38 protein-coding genes are annotated in these 23,821 nt (G+C 67.7%); all 38 read right to left on the bottom strand.

From position 1 onward, the window contains the following. Positions 1–60 precede the first annotated feature (60 nt). The 38 genes from rplQ to OHA72_RS13230 all read right to left on the bottom strand — a co-directional run bounded on the left by rplQ (position 61) and on the right by OHA72_RS13230 (position 23,787). Positions 61–606: a 50S ribosomal protein L17 gene (rplQ, locus tag OHA72_RS13415; RefSeq protein ID WP_327008153.1), complete on the bottom strand. Its 546-nt coding sequence runs from the start codon at positions 604–606 to the stop codon at positions 61–63. A gap of 30 nt (positions 607–636) precedes the next feature. Next, complete coding sequence (locus OHA72_RS13410) at positions 637–1,662, bottom strand: DNA-directed RNA polymerase subunit alpha (protein WP_327008152.1); 1,026 nt, start codon at positions 1,660–1,662, stop codon at positions 637–639. An 87-nt stretch (positions 1,663–1,749) separates the two neighbouring features. Beyond that, on the bottom strand, positions 1,750–2,376 hold the full coding sequence (gene rpsD / locus OHA72_RS13405; RefSeq protein WP_033357645.1) for a 30S ribosomal protein S4: 627 nt from the start codon (positions 2,374–2,376) through the stop codon (positions 1,750–1,752). A gap of 2 nt (positions 2,377–2,378) precedes the next feature. Next, positions 2,379–2,789 carry a 30S ribosomal protein S11 gene (gene rpsK, locus OHA72_RS13400; RefSeq protein WP_203845099.1) on the bottom strand — a complete coding sequence of 137 codons (411 nt, stop codon included), beginning with the start codon at positions 2,787–2,789 and terminating at the stop codon, positions 2,379–2,381. Positions 2,790–2,831: 42 nt separating this feature from the next. Beyond that, the gene (gene rpsM, locus OHA72_RS13395) at positions 2,832–3,212 is read right to left on the bottom strand and encodes a 30S ribosomal protein S13 (protein ID WP_203845098.1); all 381 of its coding nucleotides are present in this window, start codon (positions 3,210–3,212) and stop codon (positions 2,832–2,834) included. 183 nt (positions 3,213–3,395) lie between these two features. Then, positions 3,396–3,512 carry a 50S ribosomal protein L36 gene (rpmJ, locus tag OHA72_RS13390; RefSeq protein ID WP_014687778.1) on the bottom strand — a complete coding sequence of 39 codons (117 nt, stop codon included), beginning with the start codon at positions 3,510–3,512 and terminating at the stop codon, positions 3,396–3,398. 75 nt (positions 3,513–3,587) lie between these two features. Continuing rightward, complete coding sequence (infA, locus tag OHA72_RS13385; protein WP_007073013.1) at positions 3,588–3,809, bottom strand: translation initiation factor IF-1; 222 nt, start codon at positions 3,807–3,809, stop codon at positions 3,588–3,590. 185 nt (positions 3,810–3,994) lie between these two features. Next, the gene (locus tag OHA72_RS13380) at positions 3,995–4,528 is read right to left on the bottom strand and encodes a DUF1707 SHOCT-like domain-containing protein (protein ID WP_327008151.1); all 534 of its coding nucleotides are present in this window, start codon (positions 4,526–4,528) and stop codon (positions 3,995–3,997) included. A gap of 616 nt (positions 4,529–5,144) precedes the next feature. Beyond that, positions 5,145–5,933, bottom strand: coding sequence for a type I methionyl aminopeptidase (map, locus tag OHA72_RS13375; protein WP_327011549.1), 789 nt, complete (start codon positions 5,931–5,933; stop codon positions 5,145–5,147). A 55-nt stretch (positions 5,934–5,988) separates the two neighbouring features. Next, on the bottom strand, positions 5,989–6,642 hold the full coding sequence (locus tag OHA72_RS13370; protein WP_327008150.1) for an adenylate kinase: 654 nt from the start codon (positions 6,640–6,642) through the stop codon (positions 5,989–5,991). After that, positions 6,642–7,979, bottom strand: a complete 1,338-nt coding sequence (secY, locus tag OHA72_RS13365) for a preprotein translocase subunit SecY (RefSeq protein ID WP_327008149.1) — start codon at positions 7,977–7,979, stop codon at positions 6,642–6,644. Before secY ends, OHA72_RS13370 begins: the two co-directional genes overlap by 1 nt. Before the next feature lie 233 nt (positions 7,980–8,212). Next, positions 8,213–8,674 carry a 50S ribosomal protein L15 gene (gene rplO / locus OHA72_RS13360; protein WP_327008148.1) on the bottom strand — a complete coding sequence of 154 codons (462 nt, stop codon included), beginning with the start codon at positions 8,672–8,674 and terminating at the stop codon, positions 8,213–8,215. 4 nt (positions 8,675–8,678) lie between these two features. Continuing rightward, positions 8,679–8,861 (bottom strand): 50S ribosomal protein L30, encoded by a 183-nt coding sequence (gene rpmD / locus OHA72_RS13355; RefSeq protein ID WP_327008147.1) that lies wholly within the window; start codon positions 8,859–8,861, stop codon positions 8,679–8,681. Positions 8,862–8,863: 2 nt separating this feature from the next. After that, the gene (gene rpsE, locus OHA72_RS13350) at positions 8,864–9,487 is read right to left on the bottom strand and encodes a 30S ribosomal protein S5 (RefSeq protein WP_327008146.1); all 624 of its coding nucleotides are present in this window, start codon (positions 9,485–9,487) and stop codon (positions 8,864–8,866) included. Between the two features lie 14 nt (positions 9,488–9,501). Then, the gene (rplR, locus tag OHA72_RS13345) at positions 9,502–9,897 is read right to left on the bottom strand and encodes a 50S ribosomal protein L18 (RefSeq protein WP_442788574.1); all 396 of its coding nucleotides are present in this window, start codon (positions 9,895–9,897) and stop codon (positions 9,502–9,504) included. Continuing rightward, the gene (gene rplF, locus OHA72_RS13340) at positions 9,894–10,436 is read right to left on the bottom strand and encodes a 50S ribosomal protein L6 (protein WP_327008145.1); all 543 of its coding nucleotides are present in this window, start codon (positions 10,434–10,436) and stop codon (positions 9,894–9,896) included. Before rplF ends, rplR begins: the two co-directional genes overlap by 4 nt. A 13-nt stretch (positions 10,437–10,449) precedes the next feature. Then, positions 10,450–10,857: a 30S ribosomal protein S8 gene (gene rpsH / locus OHA72_RS13335; RefSeq protein WP_203845089.1), complete on the bottom strand. Its 408-nt coding sequence runs from the start codon at positions 10,855–10,857 to the stop codon at positions 10,450–10,452. A gap of 64 nt (positions 10,858–10,921) precedes the next feature. Further along, a complete protein-coding gene (locus OHA72_RS13330) occupies positions 10,922–11,107 on the bottom strand; it encodes a type Z 30S ribosomal protein S14 (protein WP_190249376.1) in 186 nt (61 codons plus the stop codon). A gap of 12 nt (positions 11,108–11,119) precedes the next feature. After that, positions 11,120–11,683, bottom strand: coding sequence for a 50S ribosomal protein L5 (gene rplE, locus OHA72_RS13325; protein WP_327008144.1), 564 nt, complete (start codon positions 11,681–11,683; stop codon positions 11,120–11,122). After that, positions 11,683–11,997 carry a 50S ribosomal protein L24 gene (gene rplX, locus OHA72_RS13320; RefSeq protein WP_033357656.1) on the bottom strand — a complete coding sequence of 105 codons (315 nt, stop codon included), beginning with the start codon at positions 11,995–11,997 and terminating at the stop codon, positions 11,683–11,685. The genes rplE and rplX overlap by 1 nt, the downstream gene beginning before the upstream one ends. Positions 11,998–11,999: 2 nt before the next feature. Then, positions 12,000–12,368, bottom strand: a complete 369-nt coding sequence (rplN, locus tag OHA72_RS13315; protein ID WP_203845087.1) for a 50S ribosomal protein L14 — start codon at positions 12,366–12,368, stop codon at positions 12,000–12,002. 74 nt (positions 12,369–12,442) lie between these two features. Further along, positions 12,443–12,724 carry a 30S ribosomal protein S17 gene (gene rpsQ, locus OHA72_RS13310; RefSeq protein WP_033357658.1) on the bottom strand — a complete coding sequence of 94 codons (282 nt, stop codon included), beginning with the start codon at positions 12,722–12,724 and terminating at the stop codon, positions 12,443–12,445. A 2-nt stretch (positions 12,725–12,726) separates the two neighbouring features. Beyond that, the gene (gene rpmC / locus OHA72_RS13305) at positions 12,727–12,966 is read right to left on the bottom strand and encodes a 50S ribosomal protein L29 (RefSeq protein ID WP_203845085.1); all 240 of its coding nucleotides are present in this window, start codon (positions 12,964–12,966) and stop codon (positions 12,727–12,729) included. Continuing rightward, positions 12,966–13,391 carry a 50S ribosomal protein L16 gene (gene rplP / locus OHA72_RS13300; protein WP_190249381.1) on the bottom strand — a complete coding sequence of 142 codons (426 nt, stop codon included), beginning with the start codon at positions 13,389–13,391 and terminating at the stop codon, positions 12,966–12,968. Before rplP ends, rpmC begins: the two co-directional genes overlap by 1 nt. Before the next feature lie 3 nt (positions 13,392–13,394). After that, positions 13,395–14,252, bottom strand: coding sequence for a 30S ribosomal protein S3 (gene rpsC / locus OHA72_RS13295; protein ID WP_327008143.1), 858 nt, complete (start codon positions 14,250–14,252; stop codon positions 13,395–13,397). Then, a complete protein-coding gene (gene rplV / locus OHA72_RS13290) occupies positions 14,252–14,788 on the bottom strand; it encodes a 50S ribosomal protein L22 (protein WP_327008142.1) in 537 nt (178 codons plus the stop codon). The genes rpsC and rplV overlap by 1 nt, the downstream gene beginning before the upstream one ends. Positions 14,789–14,815: 27 nt before the next feature. Next, complete coding sequence (rpsS, locus tag OHA72_RS13285; RefSeq protein ID WP_203845081.1) at positions 14,816–15,097, bottom strand: 30S ribosomal protein S19; 282 nt, start codon at positions 15,095–15,097, stop codon at positions 14,816–14,818. A gap of 12 nt (positions 15,098–15,109) precedes the next feature. After that, positions 15,110–15,949: a 50S ribosomal protein L2 gene (rplB, locus tag OHA72_RS13280; protein WP_327008141.1), complete on the bottom strand. Its 840-nt coding sequence runs from the start codon at positions 15,947–15,949 to the stop codon at positions 15,110–15,112. Positions 15,950–15,961: 12 nt separating this feature from the next. Further along, a complete protein-coding gene (gene rplW, locus OHA72_RS13275) occupies positions 15,962–16,264 on the bottom strand; it encodes a 50S ribosomal protein L23 (protein WP_203845079.1) in 303 nt (100 codons plus the stop codon). Positions 16,265–16,266: 2 nt separating this feature from the next. Beyond that, positions 16,267–16,947 (bottom strand): 50S ribosomal protein L4, encoded by a 681-nt coding sequence (gene rplD / locus OHA72_RS13270; protein ID WP_327008140.1) that lies wholly within the window; start codon positions 16,945–16,947, stop codon positions 16,267–16,269. Beyond that, positions 16,944–17,615 (bottom strand): 50S ribosomal protein L3, encoded by a 672-nt coding sequence (rplC, locus tag OHA72_RS13265; protein WP_327008139.1) that lies wholly within the window; start codon positions 17,613–17,615, stop codon positions 16,944–16,946. Before rplC ends, rplD begins: the two co-directional genes overlap by 4 nt. Before the next feature lie 11 nt (positions 17,616–17,626). Then, positions 17,627–17,935 carry a 30S ribosomal protein S10 gene (rpsJ, locus tag OHA72_RS13260; RefSeq protein ID WP_018347762.1) on the bottom strand — a complete coding sequence of 103 codons (309 nt, stop codon included), beginning with the start codon at positions 17,933–17,935 and terminating at the stop codon, positions 17,627–17,629. Positions 17,936–18,307: 372 nt separating this feature from the next. After that, on the bottom strand, positions 18,308–19,501 hold the full coding sequence (tuf, locus tag OHA72_RS13255; protein WP_327008138.1) for an elongation factor Tu: 1,194 nt from the start codon (positions 19,499–19,501) through the stop codon (positions 18,308–18,310). A gap of 129 nt (positions 19,502–19,630) precedes the next feature. Beyond that, on the bottom strand, positions 19,631–21,730 hold the full coding sequence (gene fusA, locus OHA72_RS13250; protein WP_327008137.1) for an elongation factor G: 2,100 nt from the start codon (positions 21,728–21,730) through the stop codon (positions 19,631–19,633). Positions 21,731–21,778: 48 nt separating this feature from the next. Then, a complete protein-coding gene (gene rpsG / locus OHA72_RS13245; RefSeq protein ID WP_033357670.1) occupies positions 21,779–22,249 on the bottom strand; it encodes a 30S ribosomal protein S7 in 471 nt (156 codons plus the stop codon). Position 22,250: 1 nt separating this feature from the next. Next, positions 22,251–22,625 (bottom strand): 30S ribosomal protein S12, encoded by a 375-nt coding sequence (gene rpsL, locus OHA72_RS13240; protein WP_033357671.1) that lies wholly within the window; start codon positions 22,623–22,625, stop codon positions 22,251–22,253. 384 nt (positions 22,626–23,009) lie between these two features. Beyond that, a complete protein-coding gene (locus OHA72_RS13235) occupies positions 23,010–23,450 on the bottom strand; it encodes a DUF4190 domain-containing protein (RefSeq protein ID WP_327008136.1) in 441 nt (146 codons plus the stop codon). Position 23,451: 1 nt separating this feature from the next. Further along, positions 23,452–23,787, bottom strand: coding sequence for a hypothetical protein (locus OHA72_RS13230; RefSeq protein ID WP_327008135.1), 336 nt, complete (start codon positions 23,785–23,787; stop codon positions 23,452–23,454). Positions 23,788–23,821: the final 34 nt, after the last annotated feature.

Here is a 23,821-nt window from a genome sequence, read left to right as displayed (position 1 = left end):
AAAAAATTGACCCGGCACCCCATTACGCAGGGTGCCGGGCCATCGACTTCAGGCCTGTGATCAGGCCTTGGTCTCGTCGTCCTTGTCCGCAGCGGCGTCGTCGGCCGACTCCGGAGCGTCATCCGAGGAGGACGCGGCGGCGGTGGCCGGGACCTCGTCGGTGTCCTCACCGGCGAGGACCGCGATCGAGTCGGCCTTGGCGGCCTTGCGAGCGGCGGCCTTGCGCGGCGCCGGCGCGACGGCGACCTCGAGCTCCTCGACCAGCTCGATGATCGCCATGGGAGCGGCGTCACCCTTGCGCGGGCCGGTCTTCACGATGCGGGTGTAGCCACCCGGCCGGTTGCTGAACCGCGGCGCGATCTGGTCGAACAGCTGGAACACCACGTCCTTGTCGCGCACCACAGCGAGCGCCTGACGGCGCGCGTGCAGGTCTCCGCGCTTGGCCTTGGTGATGAGCTGCTCGGCGAGCGGGCGCAGCCGCTTGGCCTTGGTCTCGGTGGTCTTGATGCGTCCGTGCTTGAACAGCGAGGTGGCGAGGTTCGCCAGCATCAGCTTTTCATGCGCGGGGCTGCCGCCGAGGCGGGGACCCTTGGTGGGCGTGGGCATTGGGGCTCCTCAAATCGAACAGCAGCCGGTTTAGAGCTGCTCGGTCTCGCGGTAGTCGTCGGTGTCGTCGTAGGAAACATCGGCGAACGAGTCCACGACGTGTGCCGGGTCGAACGTCGGGGCGGAGTCCTTGAGACCCAGACCCATCCCGGCGAGCTTCATCTTGACCTCGTCGATCGACTTCTGACCGAAATTCCTTATATCGAGGAGGTCTGCTTCCGTGCGGCTGATCAGCTCCCCGACGGAGTTGATGCCCTCGCGCTTGAGGCAGTTGTACGAGCGGACGGTGAGGTCGAGCTCCTCGATCGGCAGCGCCAGGTCGGCAGCGAGCTGCGCGTCCTGCGGCGACGGGCCGATGTCGATGCCTTCTGCGGTCTCGTCGAGCTCGCGGGCCAGGCCGAACAGCTCGACGAGGGTCGAGCCGGCGGAGGCCAGCGCGGTCCGGGGGGTCAGCGACGCCTTGGTCTCGACGTCGATGATGAGCCGGTCGAAGTCGGTGCGCTGCTCGACGCGGGTGGCCTCGACGCGGTAGGTGACCTTGAGCACCGGGGAGTAGATCGAGTCGATCGGGATCCGACCGATCTCCTGGCCCTGCTGCTTGTTCTGGTTCGCGGTCACGTAGCCGCGCCCGCGCTCGACGGTCAGCTCCATGTCGAGCCGGCCCTTGCCGTTGAGCGTGGCCAGCTTCAGGTCGGGGTTGTGCACGGAGACGCCGGCCGGGGGCTGGATGTCGCCCGCGGTGACGTCGCCGGGGCCCTGCTTGCGCAGGTACATCGAGACCGGCTCGTCGTGCTCGGAGCTGACGCACAGTTCCTTGACGTTCATGACGAGCTCGACGACGTCCTCTTTGACACCGGGGATCGTGGTGAACTCGTGCAGGACACCGTCGATCTTGATGCTGGTCACCGCCGCGCCCGGGATGGAGCTGAGCAGGGTGCGACGCAGCGAGTTGCCGAGGGTGTAGCCGAAGCCAGGCTCGAGCGGCTCGATGGTGAACTTGGACCGGGTGTCGCTGACGATCTCTTCGGCGAGACTCGGACGCTGTGAGATGAGCACTTTCGGTTCCTCCGATTCGTTGCGCGCCCGCTATTTGACGCGCTCCGAGGGGGCAGAGCGCAAACGCCCCACCCCCCAAAACACGAGCTACTTGCTGTAGAGCTCGACGATCAGCTGCTCCTGGACCTGGGTGTCGATGACCTGCCGTGCCGGCAGGCTGTGCACCAGGACCTTGAGCTCGCTCGGGATGAACTCGAGCCACGCCGGGACGGTCTTGCTGCCCGCGAGGCCCTGAGCGATCTGGAACGGGGTGAGCTCCCGCGACTTCTGCCGAACCTGCACGATGTCGTGCTCGCGCAGCCGGTACGACGGGATGTCGACCTTCTTGCCGTTGACCTGGATGTGGCCGTGGCTCACCAGCTGGCGGGCCGCGTCACGCGACGTGGCGAGGCCGGCACGGTAGACCACGTTGTCGAGGCGCGACTCAAGGATCTTGAGCAGCTCCTCACCGGTCTTGCCGGGCTTGGCCACAGCCTCGTCGAAGTAGCCGGCGAACTGACGCTCGAGGACGCCGTAGATACGACGGGCCTTCTGCTTCTCGCGCAGCTGCAGGAGGTACTCGGTCTCCTTCGGCCGGCCGCGACCGTGCTGGCCGGGCGGGAAGGGACGCGACTCGAACGGGCATTTCGGCCCGTCGCACTTGCTGCCCTTGAGGAACAGCTTCATCTTCTCGCGACGGCAGCGACGGCAGTCGGCCCCGGTGTAACGAGCCATCGTCAGACCCTCCTGCGCTTCGGCGGACGGCAACCGTTGTGCGGCTGCGGCGTGACGTCACTGATCTGCCCGACCTCCAGGCCGACGGCCTGCAGCGAGCGGATCGCGGTCTCACGGCCGGAGCCGGGACCCTTGACGAACACGTCGACCTTGCGCATGCCGTGCTCCATCGCGCGGCGAGCGGCGGCCTCGGCGGCCAGCTGCGCGGCGAACGGGGTCGACTTGCGCGAGCCCTTGAAGCCCACCTGGCCGGCGGAGGCCCAGGAGATGACAGCACCGGTCGGGTCGGTGATCGACACGATGGTGTTGTTGAAGGTGCTCTTGATGTGCGCCTGCCCGTGGGCGACGTTCTTGCGTTCCTTGCGCCGGACCTTCTTGACAGCGGTCCCTCCGGCGCGAGCCTTCGGCGGCATTCTCTATGCGCTCCTAGATTGTTTTCTCTACCTGACCGACTACTACTTCTTGCCCGGCTTCTTCTTGCCGGCGACCGTGCGCTTCGGACCCTTGCGGGTGCGGGCGTTGGTCCGGGTGCGCTGTCCGCGCACGGGCAGGCCCTTGCGGTGCCGGATGCCCTGGTAGCAGCCGATCTCAACCTTGCGGCGGATGTCCGCGGCGACCTCGCGGCGCAGGTCGCCTTCAACCTTGAAGTTGGCCTCGATGTAGTCGCGCAGCTGCACGATCTCTTCATCGGTCAGGTCACGAGCCCGCTTGTTGGGGTCGATGCCGGTAGCGGCCAGAAGCTCGATGGATCGGGTGCGACCGATTCCATAGATGTAGGTGAGTGCGATCTCCGTGCGCTTCTCGCGCGGGAGATCGACACCAACGAGACGTGCCATAGGTGGGCGTGCTCCTTGCGTGTGCGGAGGTCTGAGCCCGCTCCACTCCCGTCTGCCCACAGACGGGCCCCGGCCTCCGACCGGGGGTGCAGCCCACGCGCTCCGCACGCAACACGCGCGGTGGCCCGGGGCTGGAACGGGCTAAAACTAGGTGGTGCTGGGTGGATCCGCCGCCGGGGCTTCTCAGCCCTGGCGCTGCTTGTGGCGCGGGTCAGTGCTGCAGATGACCATGACCCGGCCGTGCCGCCGGATGATCCGGCAGTTGTTGCAGATCCGCTTGACGCTCGGCTTGACCTTCACGGTGTGCCTAACTCTCGCTGCGCACCCCTACATGGGAGCGACAGTCCCGACCGTTTCCTGGGAACCGACACCGATTTACTTGTAGCGGTAGACGATGCGCCCGCGAGTCAGGTCATAAGGCGACAGCTCGACGACCACTCGGTCCTCGGGCAGGATGCGGATGTAGTGCTGCCGCATCTTCCCGCTGATGTGCGCCAAGACCTTGTGGCCATTGGCGAGCTCCACCCGGAACATTGCGTTCGGGAGTGGCTCGATCACTCGGCCCTCGATCTCGATGGCCCCGTCTTTCTTCGGCATGTCCTCCGCTACCTGACGATCGGGTTGGGTGTGACGCGCGCATCCTTTTCACGGTCCCCATGGGGGGACCGCGCCAGCCGCGGCTCAGGCCTGCCACTAGAAGCGCGTGGGGGCATGCCTGAGTGGACGCTTTGCGCCAATGGGGAAGTCTACGCGCGGTGAACGCGATGCACCAAATCGGGGTCTCAACGCTCGCGGCGCTGCCGCCGGCGCTCCCGCTTCAGCTCCCGCGCGGCGTCCGGCCCACCCGCCAGATAGGTGCTCACTGAAGTGGCGAGGAGGACCGCGCCGAGCGGCCCCGCGACCCACATGGGCCAGAAGTAGACGGCCTCACCGTTGGAGATGCTCACCAGGGCCCAGATCACCACGTTGACGGTGACGGCGATCAGCCAGCCGCTCCATATGCCCAGCAGCCAGTGCGGCTGACGGCCGAACTGGCCCTTCGAACCCCCGAACGCGGGCGCCGGGCTCGTCGGCGCGGCCGCATAGCCACTGGCCGGGGCCACGGCGGCGCTGTCGACCGGGCGGAAACCGGGCAGGTCGCCGAGGATCACGTCGAGATCGCCATACGTCCGGGCGGCGTAGGTGTCCTTGAGCCGATCGTCGTATTCACTGAGCGACAGGCGCCCCTCGTCGACCGCGGCCTTGAGCCGCTCGGCCACGAACTGCCGGTCGACGTCGGCTGCGCGCAAGTTCTCCCGCCGGTCCGCCACCGCCATTGCCACCCTCCCCGAGTTTCGTTCCCCGAGTGAAGCATCCCATCCGCGCCCGCCGCTGTTCCACCCCCACCATTGCAAAGCCGCCACGGTACGCCCACCGCCTCACCCGGCCCGCCCACGCACCCGGCGCCCGGCCTCGAACACGTCATCCGCCGACCGCCACCCGCCTTGGATCACCGCCGACCAGCCGGAGCGCAAGAACGGACATTTCCGCCTTGCGCCACGCGGAGCCAAGGGCGCGACCTTGCGGCCGGTCACGCCCACGACCAGGCCACGACTTCGATCATGCGGCCCGCCGGATACCGGGTCAGATTCGATCTTGGACCCGTGATCGAAGTCGCCCCGCGGCTCCCCCGGCGACCCTCGCGCGACTTCGATCACGACCGGTGGTGCGTGGCGCGCGGCCGGGAGGCGCTTGTCGCGGCCGTTCACGGCCGCGTGCTTGTCGCGGCCGCAGGTCGCGTCGCGGCCGTTCACGGCCGCGTGCTTGTCGCGACCGCAGGTCGCGGCCGCGCAACTGGACGCGGAGGTGGCAGGGAAGGCCGTCAAGGCCTGACCGGTGGCTGACGGGAGCGACGGAGCGTGCCCACAACGGACCGGAGCCCGCATGGATGGGCTACGCGTTGACCTGCTGCCGCGCGGTGACGAGCTCACCCAGCCGCGCCCTGCCGCCGTCGGGGGCGGTGAGGACCCAGACGCCGTCGTCGCAGATGGCCATGGTGTGCTCGACGTGGGCGGCGATTGAGCCGTCGACGGTGACCACGGTCCAGCCGTCGTCGAGCTCTGCGACCTTCGGCTTGCCCTTCGTGATCATCGGCTCGATGGCGAGGGCCATGCCGGGGCGCAGGGCGGGGCCCTTGCCGGGGCGGCCGGAGTTTTCGACGAAGGGGTCCTGGTGCATGGCGCTGCCGATGCCGTGGCCGCCGTAGCCGTCGACGATGCCGTAGCGGCCGGCCTTGCGCACGGCGGACTGGATCGCGAAGGAGATGTCGGTGAGGCGGCCCTTGCCGGAGCGGACGCCGCGGGCGGCGGCGGCGATGCCGGCCCACATGGCGTCCTCGGCGACGGTCACGAGGCGGCGCAGGTCGTTGCTGATGTCGCCGACGCCGACGGTGATGGCGGCGTCGCCGTGCCAGCCGTCGAGCTCGGCGCCGCAGTCGATGGAGATGAGGTCGCCGGCGCGCAGGACCTGGCGGCTGCTGGGGATGGCGTGCACGACCTGGTCGTTGACGGAGGAGCAGATCGAGGCCGGGAAGCCGTGGTAGCCCTTGAAGGAGGGGATGGCGCCGGCGGCCCGGATGGTGTCCTCGGCGATCTCGTCGAGGTCGGCGGTGGACACGCCGGGCGCGACGGCGGCGCGCATGCGGGCCAGGGCGTCGGCGACGACGAGGCCGGCGCGGCGCATCTGGCCGATCTGTTCGGGGGTCTTGAGCTCGATCTCGACCTGGTGCGCCACTGGGTCAGCCGCCGTATGAGCGCAGGGCGTCGATCGCGCGGACCGTGATGTCCTCGACCGGCCCGGTGGCGTCGATGCCCACCAGCTTGCCCTGCGCGCCGTAGTAGTCGACGAGGGGGGACGTGTCGCGGGCGTAGACCTTCAGGCGCTCAGCGATCGTCTCGGCCTTGTCGTCGTCGCGCTGGAAGAGCTCGCCGCCACAGCGGTCGCACACGCCCTCGTGGACGGGGGCGTCGAACTCGACGTGCCAGATCTTGCCGCAGCCACGGCAGGTCCGGCGGCCCGAGAGCCGCCGGATGACCTCTTCGTTCTCCACGACCAGCTCGAGAACGATGTCGAGCCCGGTGCCGAGGTCGGCGAGGAGCTTGTCGAGGGCGTTGGCCTGCGGGACCGTGCGGGGGAAGCCGTCAAGGAGGAAGCCGTCGGCGGCGTCCCCCTCGGCGAGGCGGTCGGACACCATGTTGATGGTGACCTCGTCGGGGACGAGCTGACCGGCGTCCATGTAGCGCTTGGCCTCGACGCCGAGCGGGGTGCCCTGCCCCACGTTGGCGCGGAAGATGTCGCCGGTGGAGATTTTGGGCACGGCGAGGTGCGCGGCGATGAACTCGGCCTGGGTCCCCTTGCCCGCCCCGGGGGGACCTACCAGCACCAGCCTCACTACCGGAGGAACCCTTCGTAGTTGCGCTGCATGAGCTGGCTCTCGATCTGCTTCACGGTTTCGAGGCCCACACCAACAATAATGAGCACCGCCGTGCCGCCGAACGGGAAGTTCTGCAGAGCCTGTCCGCCGCCGACGATCCCGATGAGCAGGTTGGGCAGGATCGAGATGATGCCCAGGTAGAGCGCGCCGGGAAGGGTGATGCGGCTGAGGATGAAGTCAAGATACTCGGCGGTCGGCTTGCCGGGGCGGATGCCGGGGACGAAGCCGCCGTACTTGCGCATGTTGTCCGCGACCTCAGTGGGGTTGAACGTGATCGACACGTAGAAGTACGTGAAGAAGATGATCAACATGAAGTAGAGGATGATGTGCGCCGGCTTGTCCTGGGCGACGATGTTCCGGTTGATCCAGAGGATGGTCCGGTTGGTCGTGTCCTGACCGGCGAACGAGGTCGCCAGCTGCGGCAGGTAGAGCAGCGATGAGGCGAAGATGACCGGGATGACACCCGCCTGGTTGACCTTCAGTGGGATGTAGGTCGAGGTCCCGCCGTACATGCGGCGGCCGATCATGCGCTTCGCGTATTGCACCGGGATGCGACGCTGGGCCTGCTCCAGGAAGACCACGAAGGCGATGACGACAACGGCCAGACCGACGACCACGAAGAAGGTGGTCTTGTCGTCCTGCCAGATCGTGATGCCCTCGTTGGGGAGGCGGGCGGCGATCGAGGTGAAGATGAGGACGGACATGCCGTTGCCGACGCCGCGGTCGGTGACGAGCTCACCGAACCACATGACCATGCCGGTGCCGGCGGTCATCGTGACGACCAGGGCGGCGAGGGTGAGCCACAGCGGGATCTTGCCGGTGTCGGGGATGACCGGGAACTGGCTCTGGTCGCAGGCGCCACCGAACAGCTGGCCGGACCGCGCCAGGGCGACGAACGCCGAGGCCTGCAGGACACCGAGCCCGAGGGTGAGGTAGCGCGTGTACTGGGTGATCTTCGCCTGGCCGGACTGGCCCTCCTTGCGGAGCTGCTCGAGGCGCGGGATCACGACCGTCAGCAGCTGCAGGATGATGCTCGCGGTGATGTACGGCATGATGCCGAGGGCGAAGACTGAAAGTTGCAGCAGCGCCCCACCGGAGAACAGGTTCAGCAGAGTGAAGACCTGGTTGTCAGCGCCGCTCTCGACGATGTCGAGGCACTTCTGCACGTTGCCGAATGACACGCCAGGGCTGGGGAGCGTGGCCCCGACCCGGTACAGCGCGATCATGAGCAATGTAAACAGAATTTTGTTGCGCAGGTCAGGCGTGCGAAACGCGCTGGCAAAGGCGGAGAGCAACGTTCTTCCTCCTGCGCAAGGCGGCCTGATGGCCGACGAGGTGGGGTCCTGGTGGTGCTGGTGGTGCTGGTGTTACCGATGAGCGGATGACGAACGTGTTACTGCGCAACGGACTCTAACAGCATGCCCGCAGCACATCACGCCCTGGCGATCCCTCAGCTTTTCAGGTGGTACTGAGGCGCCACGTGGCGCCCACCCGATGTGCTCCGGTGGACGCCACGGTAGCGCGTTGCCTACTGCGCTGCGGAGCCGCCGAGCAGCGTGGCGGAGCCGCCCGCCGCTTCGAGCTTCTCACGGGCCGACGCGCTGAACTTGTGCGCGCTGACCTGCAGCTTCACTCCGCCGAGCTCCCCGTCACCGAGGACCTTCACCAGCTCGCCCTTGCGCACGGCGCCGGCGTCGACGAGCTCGTCGACGCCGATGGTGCCGCCCTTGGGGAAGAGCTCCGCGAGGCGTGCCAGGTTGACGACCTGGAACTCGATGCGGTTGCGGTTCTTGAAGCCCTTGAGCTTCGGCAGGCGCATGTGGAGGGGCATCTGCCCGCCCTCGAACGCCGGTGAGATGTTCTTGCGGGCCTTGGAGCCCTTGGTGCCACGACCGGCGGTCTTGCCCTTGGAGCCCTCACCGCGACCCACACGGGTCTTCGCGGTCTTGGCACCCGGGGCGGGCCGCAGGTGGTGCAGCTTGATCGTCATCGGATTACTCCACCTCTTCCACGGTGACCAGGTGCGTCACGGTGTGGATCATGCCGCGGATCTCCGGACGGTCTTCCTTGACGACGACGTCGCGGATCCGCTTCAGGCCGAGCGAACGCAGCGTCTCGCGCTGGTTCTGCTTGGTGCCGATCTGGGACCGGATCTGGGTGACCTTCAGGCGGGCCATGGCTATGCACCCGCCCCGGCACGCTGGGCCAGCATGGCGGCCGGCGCGACGTCTTCGACCGGCAGGCCACGGCGCGCGGCCACGGCTTCCGGCGACTCGAGCTTCTTCAGCGCCGCCACCGTCGCGTGGACGATGTTGATCGCGTTGGAGGACCCGAGGCTCTTGGAGAGGACATCGTGGATGCCCGCGCACTCCAGGACGGCACGGACCGGGCCACCGGCGATGACACCGGTACCGGCGGAGGCCGGCTTGAGCAGCACGACGCCGGCGGCGTCCTCGCCGATCACCGGGTGCGGGATCGACGCTGCGATCCGCGGCACCTTGAAGAAGTGCTTCTTGGCCTCCTCGACGCCCTTGGCGATGGCCGCGGGCACCTCCTTGGCCTTTCCGTAACCGACGCCGACGGTGCCGTCGCCGTCACCGACGATGACGAGGGCGGTGAAGCTGAAGCGCCGACCACCCTTGACGACCTTGGCGACACGGTTGATCGCGACGACCCGCTCGAGGTGGGGGGTCTTCTCGGCGGGCGCGTTACCGCGGCCGCCTCCGTCGCGACGATTCTCGCGACGGCCGCCACCTTCGGTGTTCCCACCGGACCCGCCGCCCCTGCGCTGAGGACCAGGCATGAACGTTCCCTTTCCTAGAATTCGAGTCCGGCTTCGCGGGCGGCGTCAGCCAGGGCCGCGATGCGGCCGGCGTAACGGTTTCCGCCACGGTCGAAGACGACCTTGCCGACACCCGCGGCCTTCGCCCGCTCGGCGAGAAGGGTGCCGACCTTGCCGGCCAGTGCCTTCTTGTCGCCGTCGGTGCCACGGATGGTCGTGTCGAGCGTCGAGGCCGAGGCCAGCGTGTGGCCCTTGAGGTCGTCGACGATCTGCGCGGTGATGTTCCGCAGCGAGCGGGTGACGACCAGGCGGGGACGCTCGGCGGTGCCACTGACGTGCTTGCGGATGCGGAAGTGCCGGCGTGCGCGCCCGGTGCGGCGCGCCGCGGCGGTGCCGCCGGAGTTGCGGCGCTTGAGCAGCGTGGCGCTCACTTCTTGCCTGCCTTTCCAGCCTTGCGGCGGATGACCTCGCCCTGGTACTTCACGCCCTTGCCCTTGTACGGCTCCGGCGGGCGGATCTTACGGATGTTCGCGGCGACCTCGCCCACCTGCTGCTTGTCGATGCCGGCGATGTGGAACAGCGTCGGCCGCTCGACGGTGAACGTGATGCCCGGAGGGGGCGTCACGAGCACGGGGTGGGAGAACCCGAGCGCGAACTCCAGGTCGCTGCCCTTGGCCGTGACGCGGTAACCGGTGCCGGCGATCTCGAGGCTCTTGCGGTAGCCCTCGGTGACGCCGATGACCATGTTCGCGATGAGCGTGCGGGAAAGGCCGTGCAGCTCCTTGGCCTTGCGCTCGTCGTTGGGGCGCACGACGTTGAAGGTGCCGTCTTCGGCCTTCTCCAGCGTGATGGGCTCGGCGAGAGTGTGGCTGAGCTCGCCCTTGGGTCCCTTGACGGTGACGACCTGGCCGTCGACCTTGAGGTCGACGCCGGAGGGCACCGCGATGGGCTTACGTCCGATTCGAGACATTGAAGGCTCTCCCTTACCAGACGTAGGCGAGGACTTCCCCGCCCACCCCTCGCTTGCGGGCCTGCCGGTCGGTGAGCAGCCCTTGGGACGTCGAGATGATGGCCACACCGAGGCCACCGAGCACGCGCGGCATCTCCACCGACTTCGCGTACACCCGCAGACCGGGCTTCGAGACCCGGCGGATGCCGGCGAGGCTGCGCTCGCGGCTCTGGCCGTACTTGAGTTCAACGATCAGCGTCTTGCCGACCTTGCCCTCTTCCGGCTCCTGAACCTGCCACGAGGACACGTAGCCCTCGGACTTGAGCACCTCGGCGATGTTCGCCTTGATCTTCGAATAGGGCATCGTCACGCGGTCGTGGTACGCCTGGTTGGCGTTACGCAGACGCGTCAGCATGTCTGCGATCGGGTCGGTCATGGTCATTGCTTTGTCAGCCTTTCTCGCCGCGGTTCCTCGCCGCTGTGGGCGGGCCTACGGCGAAGGAGGTTTACCAGGAGGCCTTGGAAACGCCGGGCAGCTCGCCGCGGTGCGCCATCTCACGGATGCACACGCGGCACAGCCCGAACTTCCGGTACACGGCCTTGGGCCGGCCGCAGCGCTGGCAGCGGGTGTATGCACGGACCGCGAACTTGGGCTTCGCGGCGGCCTTGAGGACTAGGGCCTTCTTCGCCATTGGTCAGTTCTCCTAGTTCTCACGGAACGGGAAGCCGAGCAGCTTGAGCAGCGCGCGACCTTCCTCGTCCGTGGAAGCGGTGGTGACCACGGTGATGTCCATCCCTCGCGGCCGGTCGATGCGGTCCTGGTCGATCTCGTGGAACACCGACTGCTCGGTGAGACCGAAGGTGTAGTTGCCGTTGCCGTCGAGCTTGCGCCCGTCCAGACCGCGGAAGTCGCGGATACGCGGCAGTGCGATCGACAGCAGCCGGTCGAGGAACTCCCACATGCGGTCGTTGCGGAGGGTGACCTTCGCGCCGATCGGCATGCCCTCACGCAGCTTGAACTGCGCGATGGACTTCGTCGCCTTGCGGATCTGCGGCTTCTGGCCGGTGATCGTGGCGAGGTCACGGATCGCGCCGTCGATCAGCTTCGAGTCGCGGGCCGCCTCGCCGACGCCCATGTTGACGACGACCTTGACGACGCCGGGGATCTGCATCACGTTGGTGTACTTGAACTGCTCCTGCAGCTGGCCCGCGATCTCGTCGCGGTAGCGCTGCTTGAGGCGCGGGTTCACCTTGTCGACCGTCGTCATCACAGATCCTTACCGGAGCGACGCGACGTGCGGGTCTTGACGCCGTCCTCGTCGATGCGGGCGCCGACGCGGGTCGGCTTGTTGTCCGAGTCGATCACCATCACGTTCGAGACGTGGATGGCGGCTTCCTGGGTCACGATGCCACCGGTCTTCGAACCACGCTGGGTGGTGCGGATGCGGGTGTGCTTCTTGACGCGGTTGACGCCCTCGACGATGACCTTGTCCTCGCGCGGGAGGGCGGTGAGGACCTTGCCCCGGGTGCCCTTGTCCTTGCCCGCGATGACCAGGACGGTGTCGCCCTTTTTGACCTTCATGGTTACAACACCTCCGGCGCGAGCGAAATGATCTTCATGAAACGCTTGTCCCGGAGCTCACGCCCGACCGGGCCGAAGATGCGGGTACCACGGGGGTCACCGCCATCCTTGATGATCACGGCGGCGTTCTCGTCGAACCGGATGTAGGACCCGTCCGGCCGGCGCCGTTCCTTGGTGGTCCGGACGATGACGGCCTTGACCACGTCGCCCTTCTTCACCCCGGCGCCCGGGATGGCGTCCTTCACGGTGGCCACGATGATGTCGCCGATGCCTGCATAGCGGCGACCCGAGCCACCGAGCACACGGATGCACAGGATCTCCCGGGCACCCGTGTTGTCGGCGACGCGCAGCCGCGACTCCTGCTGAATCACGCTTGTCTCCTAATGTCTGCCAGTTCTCGGCACCGGACACGTGGCCCGGTGCCGAGCTTGGCGGAACGACGGCCTTACTTGGCCTTTTCGAGGATCTCCACGACCCGCCAACGCTTGGTGGCGGACAGCGGCCGGGTCTCCATGAGCAGCACCCGGTCGCCGATGCCGCACGCGTTCTGCTCGTCGTGCGCCTTGAGCTTGTTGGTGCGGCGCATGACCTTGCCGTACAACGGGTGCTTGACCTGGTCCTCGACCGCCACGACGACGGTCTTGTTCATCTTGTCGCTGACCACCAGGCCCTCGCGGACCTTGCGGCGGCCGCGCACCTCGGTGCTCTCGGTCGTCTGCTCGCTCATGCTCATGCCACCTCAGCCACAGCGTCGGGCGCCGCTGAGAGACCCAGCTCGCGCTCGCGCATGATCGTGTAGATCCGGGCGATGTCCTTGCGGATGACCTGCAACCGCCCGTGGTTGTCCAGCTGGCCGGTGGCCGACTGGACGCGGAGGTTGAACAGCTCCGCCTTCGCTTCCCGAAGCTTCTCGACCAGGCTCTCGTCGGACAGCTCGCGCAGGTCGGTCGCCTTGATTCCGGCGGCCATCAGACATCAGCCCCTTCACGCGTGACGATCCGGCACTTCAACGGAAGCTTGTGGATCGCGCGGCGCATTGCCTCGCGGGCGATCTGCTCGTTCGGGAACGACATCTCGAACAGGATCCGGCCCGGCTTGATGTTGGCCACCCACCACTCGGGGGAGCCCTTGCCGGAGCCCATGCGGGTCTCGGCCGGCTTCTTGGTGATGGAGCGGTCCGGGAAGATCGTGATCCAGACCTTGCCGCCACGCCGGATGTGCCGGGTCATGGCGATACGGGCTGCCTCGATCTGGCGGTTCGTGATGTACGCGGGCTCCAGAGCCTGGATACCGAACTCGCCGAAGACCACGCGGGTGCCGCCCTTGGCCGGGCCGTGACGGTCCGGGTGGTGCGGCTTGCGGAAGCCCTTCGGGGGCTTACGAGGGATCAGCATTCGTCAGCCCTCCTGAGGCGTCTCTGCCGGTGCGGCCGGGGCCTGCTCCGCGGGGGCGGCAGGCTCGGGGGTCGCCTCGGCGGCGTGCGCCGCTGCTGCGGCCCGGCCGGCCTCGGTGCCACCGGCCGTCGTGCCGGAGGAGCCGGAACGCCCGCGACGCGGCCGCTCGGGCCGGTCGGTGCGCTCGCGACGGCCACCACGCGGTGCGGCGGCCTCGGCCGGCGCCTCGCGACCCGGGACGGCGTCGCCCTTGTAGATCCAGACCTTCACACCGATGCGGCCGAAGGTGGTACGGGCCTCGAAGAAGCCGTACTCGATGTTGGCCCGCAGCGAGTGCAGCGGCACGCGACCCTCACGGTAGAACTCCGTGCGGCTCATCTCGGCGCCGCCGAGGCGGCCGGAGACCTGCACCCGGATGCCCTTGACCAGCGGGTTCTTCATCGCCGACTGCATCGCCTTGCGCATGGCACGGCGGAAGCTGACCCGGCTGGACAGCTGCTCGGCCACGCCCTGCGCGACGAGCTGCGCGTCCGACTCGGGGCTCTTCACCTCGAGGATGTTGAGCTGCACCTGCTTGCCGGTGAGCTTCTCCAGCTCGGCGCGGATGCGGTCGGCCTCGGCGCCCTTGCGGCCGATGACGATGCCCGGGCGGGCCGTGTGGATGTCCACGCGGACCCGGTCGCGGGTGCGCTCGATGTCGACCTTGGCGATGCCGGCCCGCTCGAGGCCCTTGGACATCATCCGACGGATCTTGACGTCCTCGGCGATGTAGTCCTTGTAGAGCTTGTCGGCGTACCAGCGGGACTTCCAGTCGGTGCTGATGCCGAGCCGGAACCCGTGCGGGTGAACCTTCTGACCCATTACTCGGTCCCTTCCTCGGCGTCAGCCTTCGGCGTCGCCTTCTTGGCCGGTGCCTTCTTCGCCGGCGCGGCCTTCTTGGCCGGCGCCGAGTCGACCTCGTCGGTCTCCGGCGTCACGGCCTTCGCCGCCTTGGTCGCCTTCGCCACGCCGGCCTTGGCCGCGCGGGCCTGGGCCACCGGGACGCTCTCGACCACGATGGTGATGTGGCTCGTGCGCTTGCGGATCCGGTACGCGCGACCCTGCGCCCGCGGCCGGAACCGCTTGAGCGTCGGGCCCTCGTCGACGTATGCCTCGGCGACCAGGAGCGAGTCCGGGTCGAGCCGTTCGTTGTTCTCTGCGTTGGCGATGGCGCTCGCGAGCACCTTGTAGACCGGCTCGCTCGCCGACTGCGGGGCGAACTGCAGCACCGTGAGTGCCTCACGCGCGGGCAGGCCGCGAACGAGGTTCACCACACGGCGCGCCTTCATGGGCGACACGCGCACATGGCGCGCGATCGCCCGGGCACCGGGCAGCGCCGCCGCTGCTTTTGTAGACATCGGGTAAATCCCCTTTAGTTGGCTGCCTTAGCGGCGGCGGCTCTTCCGGTCGTCCTTCTCGTGACCCTTGAAAGTGCGGGTCAGCGCGAACTCGCCGAGCTTGTGCCCGACCATCGCCTCGGTCACGAACACGGGCACGTGCTTACGCCCGTCGTGGACGGCGATCGTGTGCCCGAGCATGTCGGGGATGATCGTCGACCGGCGCGACCAGGTCTTGATGACGTTCTTGGAGTTCTTGGCGTTCTGGACTTCCACCTTCTTGATGAGGTGGTCGTCGACGAACGGGCCCTTCTTGAGGCTGCGAGGCATTGCTCAGGCTCCTTAGCCGCGCTTCCGGGTGGCGTAACGCCTACGGACGATGAGTCGGTCGCTCGGCTGGCCCTTGCGCCGCGTGCGGCCCTCCGGCTTGCCCTTCGGGTTGACCGGGTGACGACCACCCGAGGTCTTACCCTCACCACCACCGTGCGGGTGGTCGATGGGGTTCATCGCGACACCACGGACGGTCGGGCGCTTGCCCTTCCAGCGCATGCGGCCGGCCTTGCCCCAGTTGATGTTCGACTGGTCGGCATTGCCGATCTCGCCGATGGTGGCGCGGCAGAGAACCTCGACGCGCCGGATCTCGCCGGACGGCATGCGCAGCGTCGCGTACTGGCCCTCACGGCCCAGCAGCTGGACGCCGACGCCGGCCGAACGGGCCAGCTTCGCGCCGCCGCCCGGGCGCAGCTCCACCGCGTGAACGGTGGTGCCGACCGGGATGTTGCGCAGCGGCAGGTTGTTGCCCGGCTTGATGTCGGCGCCGACTCCGGCCTCGACACGGTCGCCCTGCTTGAGGTCCTTCGGCGCGATGATGTAGCGCTTCTCGCCGTCGGCGTAGTGCAGCAGCGCGATCCGCGCGGTCCGGTTGGGGTCGTACTCGATGTGCGCGACCTTGGCGGGGATGCCGTCCTTGTCCGCGCGACGGAAGTCGATCAACCGGTACTGGCGCTTGTGGCCGCCGCCCTGGTGGCGCGCGGTGACGCGGCCGTGGACGTTGCGTCCGCCCTTGTTGGGCAGCGGGACGAGCAGCGACTTCTCCGGCGTCGATCGGGTGATCTCGGCGAAGTCGGCAACGCTCGAACCGCGACGACCCGGGGTCGTCGGCTTGTATTTACGGATAGCCATCGTCTATACCCCTCAGCTGACCGGTCCGCCGAAGGCTTCGATCCGGTCACCGTCGGCGAGCTTGACCATCGCCCGCTTCGTGTCCTTGCGCTTGCCCCAACCCGTGCGGGTCCGCTTGCGCTTGCCTTCGCGGTTGATGGTGTTGACCGACAGGACGCGGACGTTGAAGATCTGCTGGATAGCGATCTTGATCTCGGTCTTGTTCGCGTCCGGGTGCACCAGGAACGTGTACCAGTTGCGGTTGAGCTCGCTGTAGCTCTTCTCAGAGACCACCGGCTGGATGATCACGTCGCGTGGATCGGCGATCGTCGCCATGATCAGGCCTCCTCTGTGGTCTCGTCGGCGCTGTCGCCGGCCGTCTCGACGGACGTTTCGGCTGAACCGCCGAGGAACTCGTTGAGCGCCGCGGTCGTGAAGATGACCTGGTCGGCAACGAGCACGTCATGCGTGTTGAGCTGGTCGGCGACCAGGAGGTGCACCGACTGCTCGTTGCGCAGGCTCAGCCAGTTGGCCTCGTCGTCGCGCGGGAGGACCACGAGGACCCGGCGCGCGTCGGTGATGCCGCGCAGCACCTTCAGGGCGTCCTTGGTCTTCGGGGCGTCGCCGTCGATGAAGCTCTCCACGACGTGGATGCGACCCTCGCGGGCCCGGTCGGAGAGGGCGCCACGCAGGGCGGCGGCCTTCATCTTCTTGTTCACCCGCTGGGTGTAGTCACGCGGCACGGGGCCGTGCGTGATGCCACCGCCGGTGAACTGCGGCGCGCGGATCGAGCCCTGACGGGCGCGACCGGTGCCCTTCTGCTTGTAGGGCTTGCGCCCACCGCCGGACACCTCGCCGCGCGTCTTGACCTTGTGCGTGCCCTGACGGGCCGCGGCCAGCTGCGCAACGACGACCTGGTGCAGCAGCGGGATGCTGGCCTGGGCGTCGAAGATGTCGTCCGGCAGCTCGACGGTGCCGTTCGTGGCGCCGTCGACCGTCTTGATGTCAACGGTGGTCACTTGGTGATCCCACCCTTCTGCGACTTCAGGTCGGTCTTGGCCGCGCTGCGCAGCAGCACGAGGCTGCCCTTCGGGCCCGGGACCGCGCCTTTGATCAGGATCAGACCCTGCTCCTGCTCGACCGCCTGGACGGTGAGGTTCTGCACGGTGAAGCGCACCCCACCCATGCGGCCGGCCATCTTGACGCCCTTGAAGACACGACCGGGGGTCGCGCAGGCGCCGATGGAGCCGGGCGAGCGGTGCTTGCGCTCGACACCGTGGCTGGCGCGCAGGCCGTGGAAGCCGTGCCGCTTCATGACACCGGCGTAGCCCTTGCCCTTGGTGCGGCCGGTCACGTCGATGCGCTGGCCCGCGGTGAAGGTCTCGGCGGTGATCTCCTGGCCGAGCGAGTACTCGCCGGCGTCGGTGGTCCGCAGCTCCACGATGTGGCGACGGGGGGCGACGTCCGCCTTGGCGAAGTGGCCCGACCGCGGCTTGTTCACCTTGCGCGGGTCGATCTGGCCCCACGCGAGCTGGACCGCGGAGTAACCGTCGTTGTCAGCCGTGCGCACCTGGGTCACGACGCACGGGCCGGCCTGCACCACAGTCACCGGGACGACCTTGCCGTTGTCCCAGATCTGGGTCATGCCGAGCTTCTCACCCAGGATGCCCTTGACTTGCCTGTCCATAAGTCCGGTCCCTACAGCTTGATCTCGATGTCGACACCAGCCGGCAGGTCGAGCCGCATGAGCGAGTCAACCGTCTTCGGGGTCGGGTCGATGATGTCGATCAGACGCTTGTGCGTGCGCATCTCGAAGTGCTCGCGCGAGTCCTTGTACTTGTGCGGCGAGCGGATCACGCAGTAGCGGTTGATCTCAGTGGGCAGCGGCACCGGCCCAGCGACCTGAGCCCCGGTGCGCGTGACCGTCTCGACGATCTTCCGCGCCGAGGAGTCGACGACCTCGTGGTCGTAGGCCTTGAGCCGGATGCGGATCTTCTGTCCCGCCATGGTGGCTTCAGTTCCCTCTCTCATGCGAGGTCTCTCGACCTCGCGGAACCCCGAAGGGGTCCGGTGCCGCCTATTTGGTCTGTCCGACCCCCGCGGTCGGGCGTGTCGCGGCCAAGGGCCAGGCTCCGCCACCGACGTCCTTCTCAGGACCGCTGGTGGCTTCGGAGACCTACCCCAGGGCGTGCCACGCCCAATTCGCGGAGGTGAGCGCCAATCGCAAGACTGACGCCGCGCGGAAGCGGTCGAGACTTCCAAGAACTGCCGAAATGGCGTGACAGCTCTTGCATTGAGCAGTCTCGACCGCCCCGCGACGCAACCCGACCATTATGCCGCACGAGGTGCGACAAAGTGAAATCGGGGTGCCTCAGGTCGTTACTTGAGGATCTTCGTCACACGGCCGGCGCCGACGGTGCGACCACCCTCGCGGATCGCGAAGCGGAGGTTTTCCTCCATCGCGATGGGCTGGATGAGCGACACAGTCATGCCGGTGTTGTCGCCGGGCATGACCATCTCGGTGCCTTCCGGCAGCGTGACGACGCCGGTGACGTCCGTGGTGCGGAAGTAGAACTGCGGGCGGTAGTTCTGGAAGAACGGGGTGTGCCGTCCACCCTCCTCCTTGGAGAGGATGTAGACGGTCGCCTCGAACTCGGTGTGCGGGGTGTTGCTACCCGGCTTCACCACGACCATGCCGCGCTCGACGTCCTCGCGCTTGATGCCACGAAGCAGCAGGCCGACGTTCTCACCGGCGCGCGCCTCGTCGAGGATCTTGCGGAACATCTCGATCGCCGTGCAGGTGGTCTTCATCGACTTGGCCTTGATGCCAACGATTTCGACCTCCTCGTTCGGCTTGAGGATGCCACGCTCGACACGACCGGTGACGACCGTGCCACGACCGGTGATCGTGAAGACGTCCTCGACGGGCATGAGGAACGGCTTCTCGGTCTCGCGCTCGGGCTGCGGGATCGCGCTGTCCACGGCACCCATGAGCTCCATGAGGGCGTCCGCCCACTTCGGGTCGCCCTCGAGGGCCTTCAGGGCCGACACGCGCACGACCGGAGCGTCGTCGCCCGGGAACTCCTGGCTCGACAGCAGCTCACGGACCTCGAGCTCGACGAGCTCCAGGAGCTCCTCGTCCTCGACCATGTCGCTCTTGTTCAGCGCCACCACGATGTAGGGGACGCCGACCTGGCGGGCCAGCAGCACGTGCTCGCGGGTCTGCGGCATCGGGCCGTCGGTCGCCGCGACCACCAGGATCGCGCCGTCCATCTGCGCGGCACCGGTGATCATGTTCTTGATGTAGTCGGCGTGGCCCGGGCAGTCAACGTGGGCGTAGTGCCGGGCTTCGGTCTGGTACTCGACGTGCGCGATCGAGATCGTGATGCCGCGGGCCTTCTCCTCCGGCGCCTTGTCGATCTCGTCGAACGGGGTGTAGGGGTTCACGTCCGGCATGCGGTCGTGGAGCACCTTGGTAATGGCCGCCGTCAGCGTCGTCTTCCCGTGGTCGATGTGACCGATGGTGCCGATGTTGACGTGCGGCTTAGTCCGCTCGAACTTCGCCTTCGCCACTGGTGTCCTCCTGTGGACTTCTGGTTCGCGGTGCGTTGACGCCTGAAGCGTCAACGCACCCTGTCGACTTGGGTCTGGCGGCTGAAGCCTCAGGCCCGCTGATGCAGCCTCGCGGCCGCGGACCGGGAATTACTCCCCGGTCGCCTTCGCGATGATCTCCTTGGCGACGTTCGCGGGAACCTCGGCGTAGGAGTCGAACTGCATCGAGTAGCTCGCCCGGCCCTGGGTCTTCGACCGCAGGTCGCCGACGTAGCCGAACATCTCCGACAGCGGCACCGTGGCGCGGACGACACGGGCACCGCCGCGCTCTTCCATCGCCTGGATGGTGCCACGCCGGGAGTTGAGGTCGCCGATGACGTCACCCATGTTCTCTTCCGGGGTGGTGACCTCGACGGCCATCAACGGCTCGAGGAGGGTGGGAGTGGCCCTGCGGGCCGCCTCCTTCATCACCATCGAACCAGCGATCTTGAATGCCATTTCCGACGAGTCGACCTCGTGGTACTGCCCGTCGAGCAGCGTCAGCTTGACGCCCACCATCGGGTAGCCCGCGAGCACGCCGTACTGCATCGCGTCCTGGGCGCCGGCGTCGACCGAAGGGATGAACTCCTTCGGGATGCGACCGCCCGAGACCGCGTTGACGAACTCGTAGGTCGGCCCGTCCGCCGTCATCTCGAGGGGCTCGAGCTTGACGATGACCTTCGCGTACTGACCCGAGCCACCGGTCTGCTTCTTGTGCACGTAGTCGATCTTGTCGACGGTGCCCTTGATGGTCTCGCGGTAGGCCACCTGCGGCTTGCCGATGTTGGCCTCGACGCTGAACTCGCGCCGCATCCGGTCGACCAGGATGTCGAGGTGCAACTCGCCCATGCCGGCGATGATGGTCTGGCCGGTCTCCTCGTCGTTCTTGACGCGGAAGGTCGGGTCCTCCTCGGCCAGGCGCTGGATGGCGGTGCCCAGCTTCTCCTGGTCGGCCTTGCTCTTGGGCTCGATCGCGACCTGGATGACCGGCTCCGGGAACGTCATCGACTCGAGGATGACCTGGTTGGCCGGGTCACAGAGGGTGTCACCGGTCGTGGTCTGCTTGAGACCCTGCACGGCGATGATGTCACCCGCCTGGGCACTCGGCCGCTCTTCACGCTTGTTGGCGTGCATCTGGTAGATCTTGCCGATCCGCTCCTTGCGCTCCTTGGTGGAGTTGACCACCTGGGCGCCGGACTCGAGCGTGCCGGAGTAGATGCGCACATACGTGAGCTTGCCGAGGTGCTTGTCCGTCTGGATCTTGAAGGCCAGGGACGAGAACGGCTCGCTGTTGTCGGGCTTGCGCAGCAGCGGGGTCTCCCCGTCGATGGCGATGCCCTCGACGGCGGGGATGTCCAGCGGCGACGGGAGGAACTCCACGACGGCGTCGAGCATGGGCTGGACGCCCTTGTTCTTGAACGCCGAGCCGCAGACGACGGGGTTGAGCTTGCCGGCGATGGTCGCCCGGCGGATCGCGGCCTTGAGCTCCTTGACGTCGAACGTGTCGCCGTCGAGGTAGCGGACCATGATGTCGTCGTCGGTCTCCGACAGCGTCTCGAGGAGCTTGTCGCGCCACTCGGCCGCCTGGTCGACGAGATCCGCGGGGATCTCCTCGATCGTGTAGTCGTCACCCTTCTGGGTCTCGCCACGCCAGGTGAGCGCGCGCATCTCCAGAAGGTCGACGACGCCGATGTGGTCGCCCTCGAGCCCGATCGGGATCTGCAGGACCAGCGGGGTCGCGTTGAGCCGGTCGATCATCATCTGCACGCAGCGGAAGAAGTCGGCACCGGTGCGGTCCAGCTTGTTGACGAAGCACATACGCGGGACGTTGTACTTGTCGGCCTGCCGCCAGACGTTCTCGGTCTGCGGCTCCACGCCGGCGACGCCGTCGTAGACCGCCACTGCGCCGTCCAGGACCCGCAGCGACCGCTCGACCTCGACCGTGAAGTCGACGTGGCCGGGCGTGTCGATGATCTGGATGACGTGGCCCTTCCACTCGCACTTCGTGGCGGCGGAGGTGATGGTGATGCCCCGCTCCTGCTCCTGCTCCATCCAGTCCATGACGGCAGCGCCCTCGTGGACCTCACCGATCTTGTACGTGATGCCGGTGTAGAACAGGATGCGCTCAGTCGTCGTCGTCTTACCGGCGTCGATGTGCGCCATGATGCCGATGTTCCGGACCTTGGCGAGGGCAGCGTCTGAGGCAGCCACTTCGAATCCCTACTTCGTCTCTCGTCGGATTGCTGAGTGAAGCGTCGCTTACCAGCGGTAGTGCGCGAAGGCCTTGTTGGACTCCGCCATCTTGTGGGTGTCCTCGCGGCGCTTCACCGAAGCACCGAGCCCGTTGCTGGCGTCGAGCAGCTCGTTCATGAGCCGCTCCACCATGGTCTTCTCACGACGGGCGCGTGAGTAGGTGACCAGCCAGCGCAGGCCCAGCGTCGTCGCCCGGGGAGGGCGCACCTCGACCGGCACCTGGTAGGTCGCGCCACCGACGCGGCGGCTGCGGACCTCGAGGGTCGGCTTGACGTTGTCCATCGCGCGCTTCAGCGTGACGACGGGGTCGGTGCCTGACTTCTCCCGGCAGCCTTCGAGGGCGCTGTAGACAACGCGCTCGGCGAGCTGGCGCTTGCCCTCAACCAGGATCTTGTTGATCAGCTGGGTGACGAGCAGGGAGTTGTAGACCGGGTCCGCCACCAGGGGCCGGCGCGGCGCGGGGCCTTTACGCGGCATGTCAGCTCTTCTCCTTCTTCGCGCCGTACCGGCTGCGAGCCTGCTTGCGGTTGCGGACACCCTGGGTGTCCAGCGAACCACGAATGATCTTGTACCGGACGCCGGGGAGGTCCTTCACTCGGCCACCACGGACCAGCACGATCGAGTGCTCCTGAAGGTTGTGACCGACACCGGGGATGTAGGCCGTCACCTCGATACCGTTGCTCAGTCGCACACGGGCCACCTTGCGCAGCGCCGAGTTCGGCTTCTTCGGCGTGGTGGTGTACACACGCGTGCAGACGCCACGCCGCTGCGGGCTGCCCTTGAGCGCCGGCGTCTTGGTCTTGCTCAGCTTCGCCTGGCGGCCCTTGCGGACCAGCTGCTGGATCGTAGGCACTGGGCCTGTCTCCCTTCGGCCTCGCGGCCGCACGTCTTCTTCTTCGCTGTCTCCACGGCGTGACCGGCACCCGCGGTCGGGCGTGTCGCCCGCCGCGCGAACCCGGTCCAAGAAGTGCCAACCGGGTTTCGCGGTTTGCATCCACCCTCAACCCGCGGAGGCGGGCCGTTGTGGACGCACGCACGAGTTGCCCGGCAAAGCCGGGCACGAGGGGAAAGAGTACCCACCGTAAGGACGCTGGTCAAAATCGCCGGCTCGGCCCCATGACGGAACACTCTTCACACCAAGAGTACCTGGTGTCCGATCGCTGCATCGCCGGGGTCGCATCATCGGTGTTCCCGCAGGTCAGATCCACCGCCGCGGGGTGAGACGCGGCGGGACGGGTCACGAGGCGTCGACGGCCGCGATGAGGAACGCGGCCAGCAGCGACAGCACGCCGATGCCGGCGCCGACCGAGCCGAGCACGATGCCGGTGATGGCCATCCCCCGCCCGGTGACGAGCCGCCCCGACCTGCGGACCTGCCGCGTCGCGAAGACGCCGAGGCCGACCGCGCCCAGGCCGAGAAACACGGCCAGGATCGTGAAGGCGCCGCCGGCGACGGGTCCCCAGCCCTGCGGGGCGCCGGCCAGCCCGAGGCAGCTCACCGTCAGCCCCACGAACACGGACGTGATGCCGGCGACCAGACTGCCGATCGCCGGGCCGCTGGGGGTCGGCTGGACCAACGGATAGGCGACCCCGAACGGGGTCCCCTGGACGAGGTCGATCCGCATGCCCGGCTGCGGGCCGTGCGGGGGCACCGGCTGATGCTGATACGGATAGGTCACGTCAGTTCACCAACGGGTCGAAGTCCGTGCCGCGACCACGGGCATAGGCCAGCAGGCCCAGGATCGCCAGGACGACGAGCGCGGCGATGGACAGCACGATGCCCGTCCACGCGAGCCGCACGCCGTTGCGGAGCCTCCTGGCGCCCAGGAGGAAGCCTTCCGCGGCAACGAGCTCCCTGTGTGACTCCCTGGCCATCAGCAGCGCCAGGGTCGCCGGGATCGCACCGCCGAGGAAAGGCCCGGTCACCACCGACAGCAGGCCGAGCCCGAACACCGCCGACGCCTTGCTGGCGCGGACCGGGTCGGGGTCGAGCGGGTGGCGGGTCGAGGACGTCACCTGACGACCATATCCGGTGCGGCCCGCTCACCGC

Origin of the sequence: Dactylosporangium sp. NBC_01737 (assembly GCF_035963215.1) — a bacterium.
Lineage (GTDB): Bacteria > Actinomycetota > Actinomycetes > Mycobacteriales > Micromonosporaceae > Dactylosporangium.
The sequence above is the reverse complement of the archived record's forward strand: the minus strand, read 5'-3'. Positions and strand labels throughout refer to the sequence as shown.

What these genes read in the sequence shown, in the direction of transcription:
- rplQ (WP_327008153.1), bottom strand. Translation starts at nt 606, where the DNA reads ATGCCCACGCCCACCAAGGGTCCCCGCCTCGGCGGCAGCCCCGCGCAT.
- rpsD (WP_033357645.1), bottom strand. Translation starts at nt 2,376, where the DNA reads ATGGCTCGTTACACCGGGGCCGACTGCCGTCGCTGCCGTCGCGAGAAG.
- rpsK (WP_203845099.1), bottom strand. Translation starts at nt 2,789, where the DNA reads ATGCCGCCGAAGGCTCGCGCCGGAGGGACCGCTGTCAAGAAGGTCCGG.
- rpsM (WP_203845098.1), bottom strand. Translation starts at nt 3,212, where the DNA reads ATGGCACGTCTCGTTGGTGTCGATCTCCCGCGCGAGAAGCGCACGGAG.
- infA (WP_007073013.1), bottom strand. Translation starts at nt 3,809, where the DNA reads ATGCCGAAGAAAGACGGGGCCATCGAGATCGAGGGCCGAGTGATCGAG.
- OHA72_RS13380 (WP_327008151.1), bottom strand. Translation starts at nt 4,528, where the DNA reads ATGGCGGTGGCGGACCGGCGGGAGAACTTGCGCGCAGCCGACGTCGAC.
- map (WP_327011549.1), bottom strand. Translation starts at nt 5,933, where the DNA reads ATGCGCCGCGCCGGCCTCGTCGTCGCCGACGCCCTGGCCCGCATGCGC.
- rplO (WP_327008148.1), bottom strand. Translation starts at nt 8,674, where the DNA reads ATGACGATCAAGCTGCACCACCTGCGGCCCGCCCCGGGTGCCAAGACC.
- rpmD (WP_327008147.1), bottom strand. Translation starts at nt 8,861, where the DNA reads ATGGCCCGCCTGAAGGTCACCCAGATCCGGTCCCAGATCGGCACCAAG.
- rpsE (WP_327008146.1), bottom strand. Translation starts at nt 9,487, where the DNA reads ATGCCTGGTCCTCAGCGCAGGGGCGGCGGGTCCGGTGGGAACACCGAA.
- rplF (WP_327008145.1), bottom strand. Translation starts at nt 10,436, where the DNA reads ATGTCTCGAATCGGACGTAAGCCCATCGCGGTGCCCTCCGGCGTCGAC.
- rpsH (WP_203845089.1), bottom strand. Translation starts at nt 10,857, where the DNA reads ATGACCATGACCGACCCGATCGCAGACATGCTGACGCGTCTGCGTAAC.
- OHA72_RS13330 (WP_190249376.1), bottom strand. Translation starts at nt 11,107, where the DNA reads ATGGCGAAGAAGGCCCTAGTCCTCAAGGCCGCCGCGAAGCCCAAGTTC.
- rplE (WP_327008144.1), bottom strand. Translation starts at nt 11,683, where the DNA reads ATGACGACGGTCGACAAGGTGAACCCGCGCCTCAAGCAGCGCTACCGC.
- rplX (WP_033357656.1), bottom strand. Translation starts at nt 11,997, where the DNA reads ATGAAGGTCAAAAAGGGCGACACCGTCCTGGTCATCGCGGGCAAGGAC.
- rpsQ (WP_033357658.1), bottom strand. Translation starts at nt 12,724, where the DNA reads ATGAGCGAGCAGACGACCGAGAGCACCGAGGTGCGCGGCCGCCGCAAG.
- rpmC (WP_203845085.1), bottom strand. Translation starts at nt 12,966, where the DNA reads ATGGCCGCCGGAATCAAGGCGACCGACCTGCGCGAGCTGTCCGACGAG.
- rplP (WP_190249381.1), bottom strand. Translation starts at nt 13,391, where the DNA reads ATGCTGATCCCTCGTAAGCCCCCGAAGGGCTTCCGCAAGCCGCACCAC.
- rpsC (WP_327008143.1), bottom strand. Translation starts at nt 14,252, where the DNA reads ATGGGTCAGAAGGTTCACCCGCACGGGTTCCGGCTCGGCATCAGCACC.
- rplV (WP_327008142.1), bottom strand. Translation starts at nt 14,788, where the DNA reads ATGTCTACAAAAGCAGCGGCGGCGCTGCCCGGTGCCCGGGCGATCGCG.
- rpsS (WP_203845081.1), bottom strand. Translation starts at nt 15,097, where the DNA reads ATGCCTCGCAGCCTCAAGAAGGGCCCGTTCGTCGACGACCACCTCATC.
- rplB (WP_327008141.1), bottom strand. Translation starts at nt 15,949, where the DNA reads ATGGCTATCCGTAAATACAAGCCGACGACCCCGGGTCGTCGCGGTTCG.
- rplW (WP_203845079.1), bottom strand. Translation starts at nt 16,264, where the DNA reads ATGGCGACGATCGCCGATCCACGCGACGTGATCATCCAGCCGGTGGTC.
- rplC (WP_327008139.1), bottom strand. Translation starts at nt 17,615, where the DNA reads ATGGACAGGCAAGTCAAGGGCATCCTGGGTGAGAAGCTCGGCATGACC.
- rpsJ (WP_018347762.1), bottom strand. Translation starts at nt 17,935, where the DNA reads ATGGCGGGACAGAAGATCCGCATCCGGCTCAAGGCCTACGACCACGAG.
- rpsG (WP_033357670.1), bottom strand. Translation starts at nt 22,249, where the DNA reads ATGCCGCGTAAAGGCCCCGCGCCGCGCCGGCCCCTGGTGGCGGACCCG.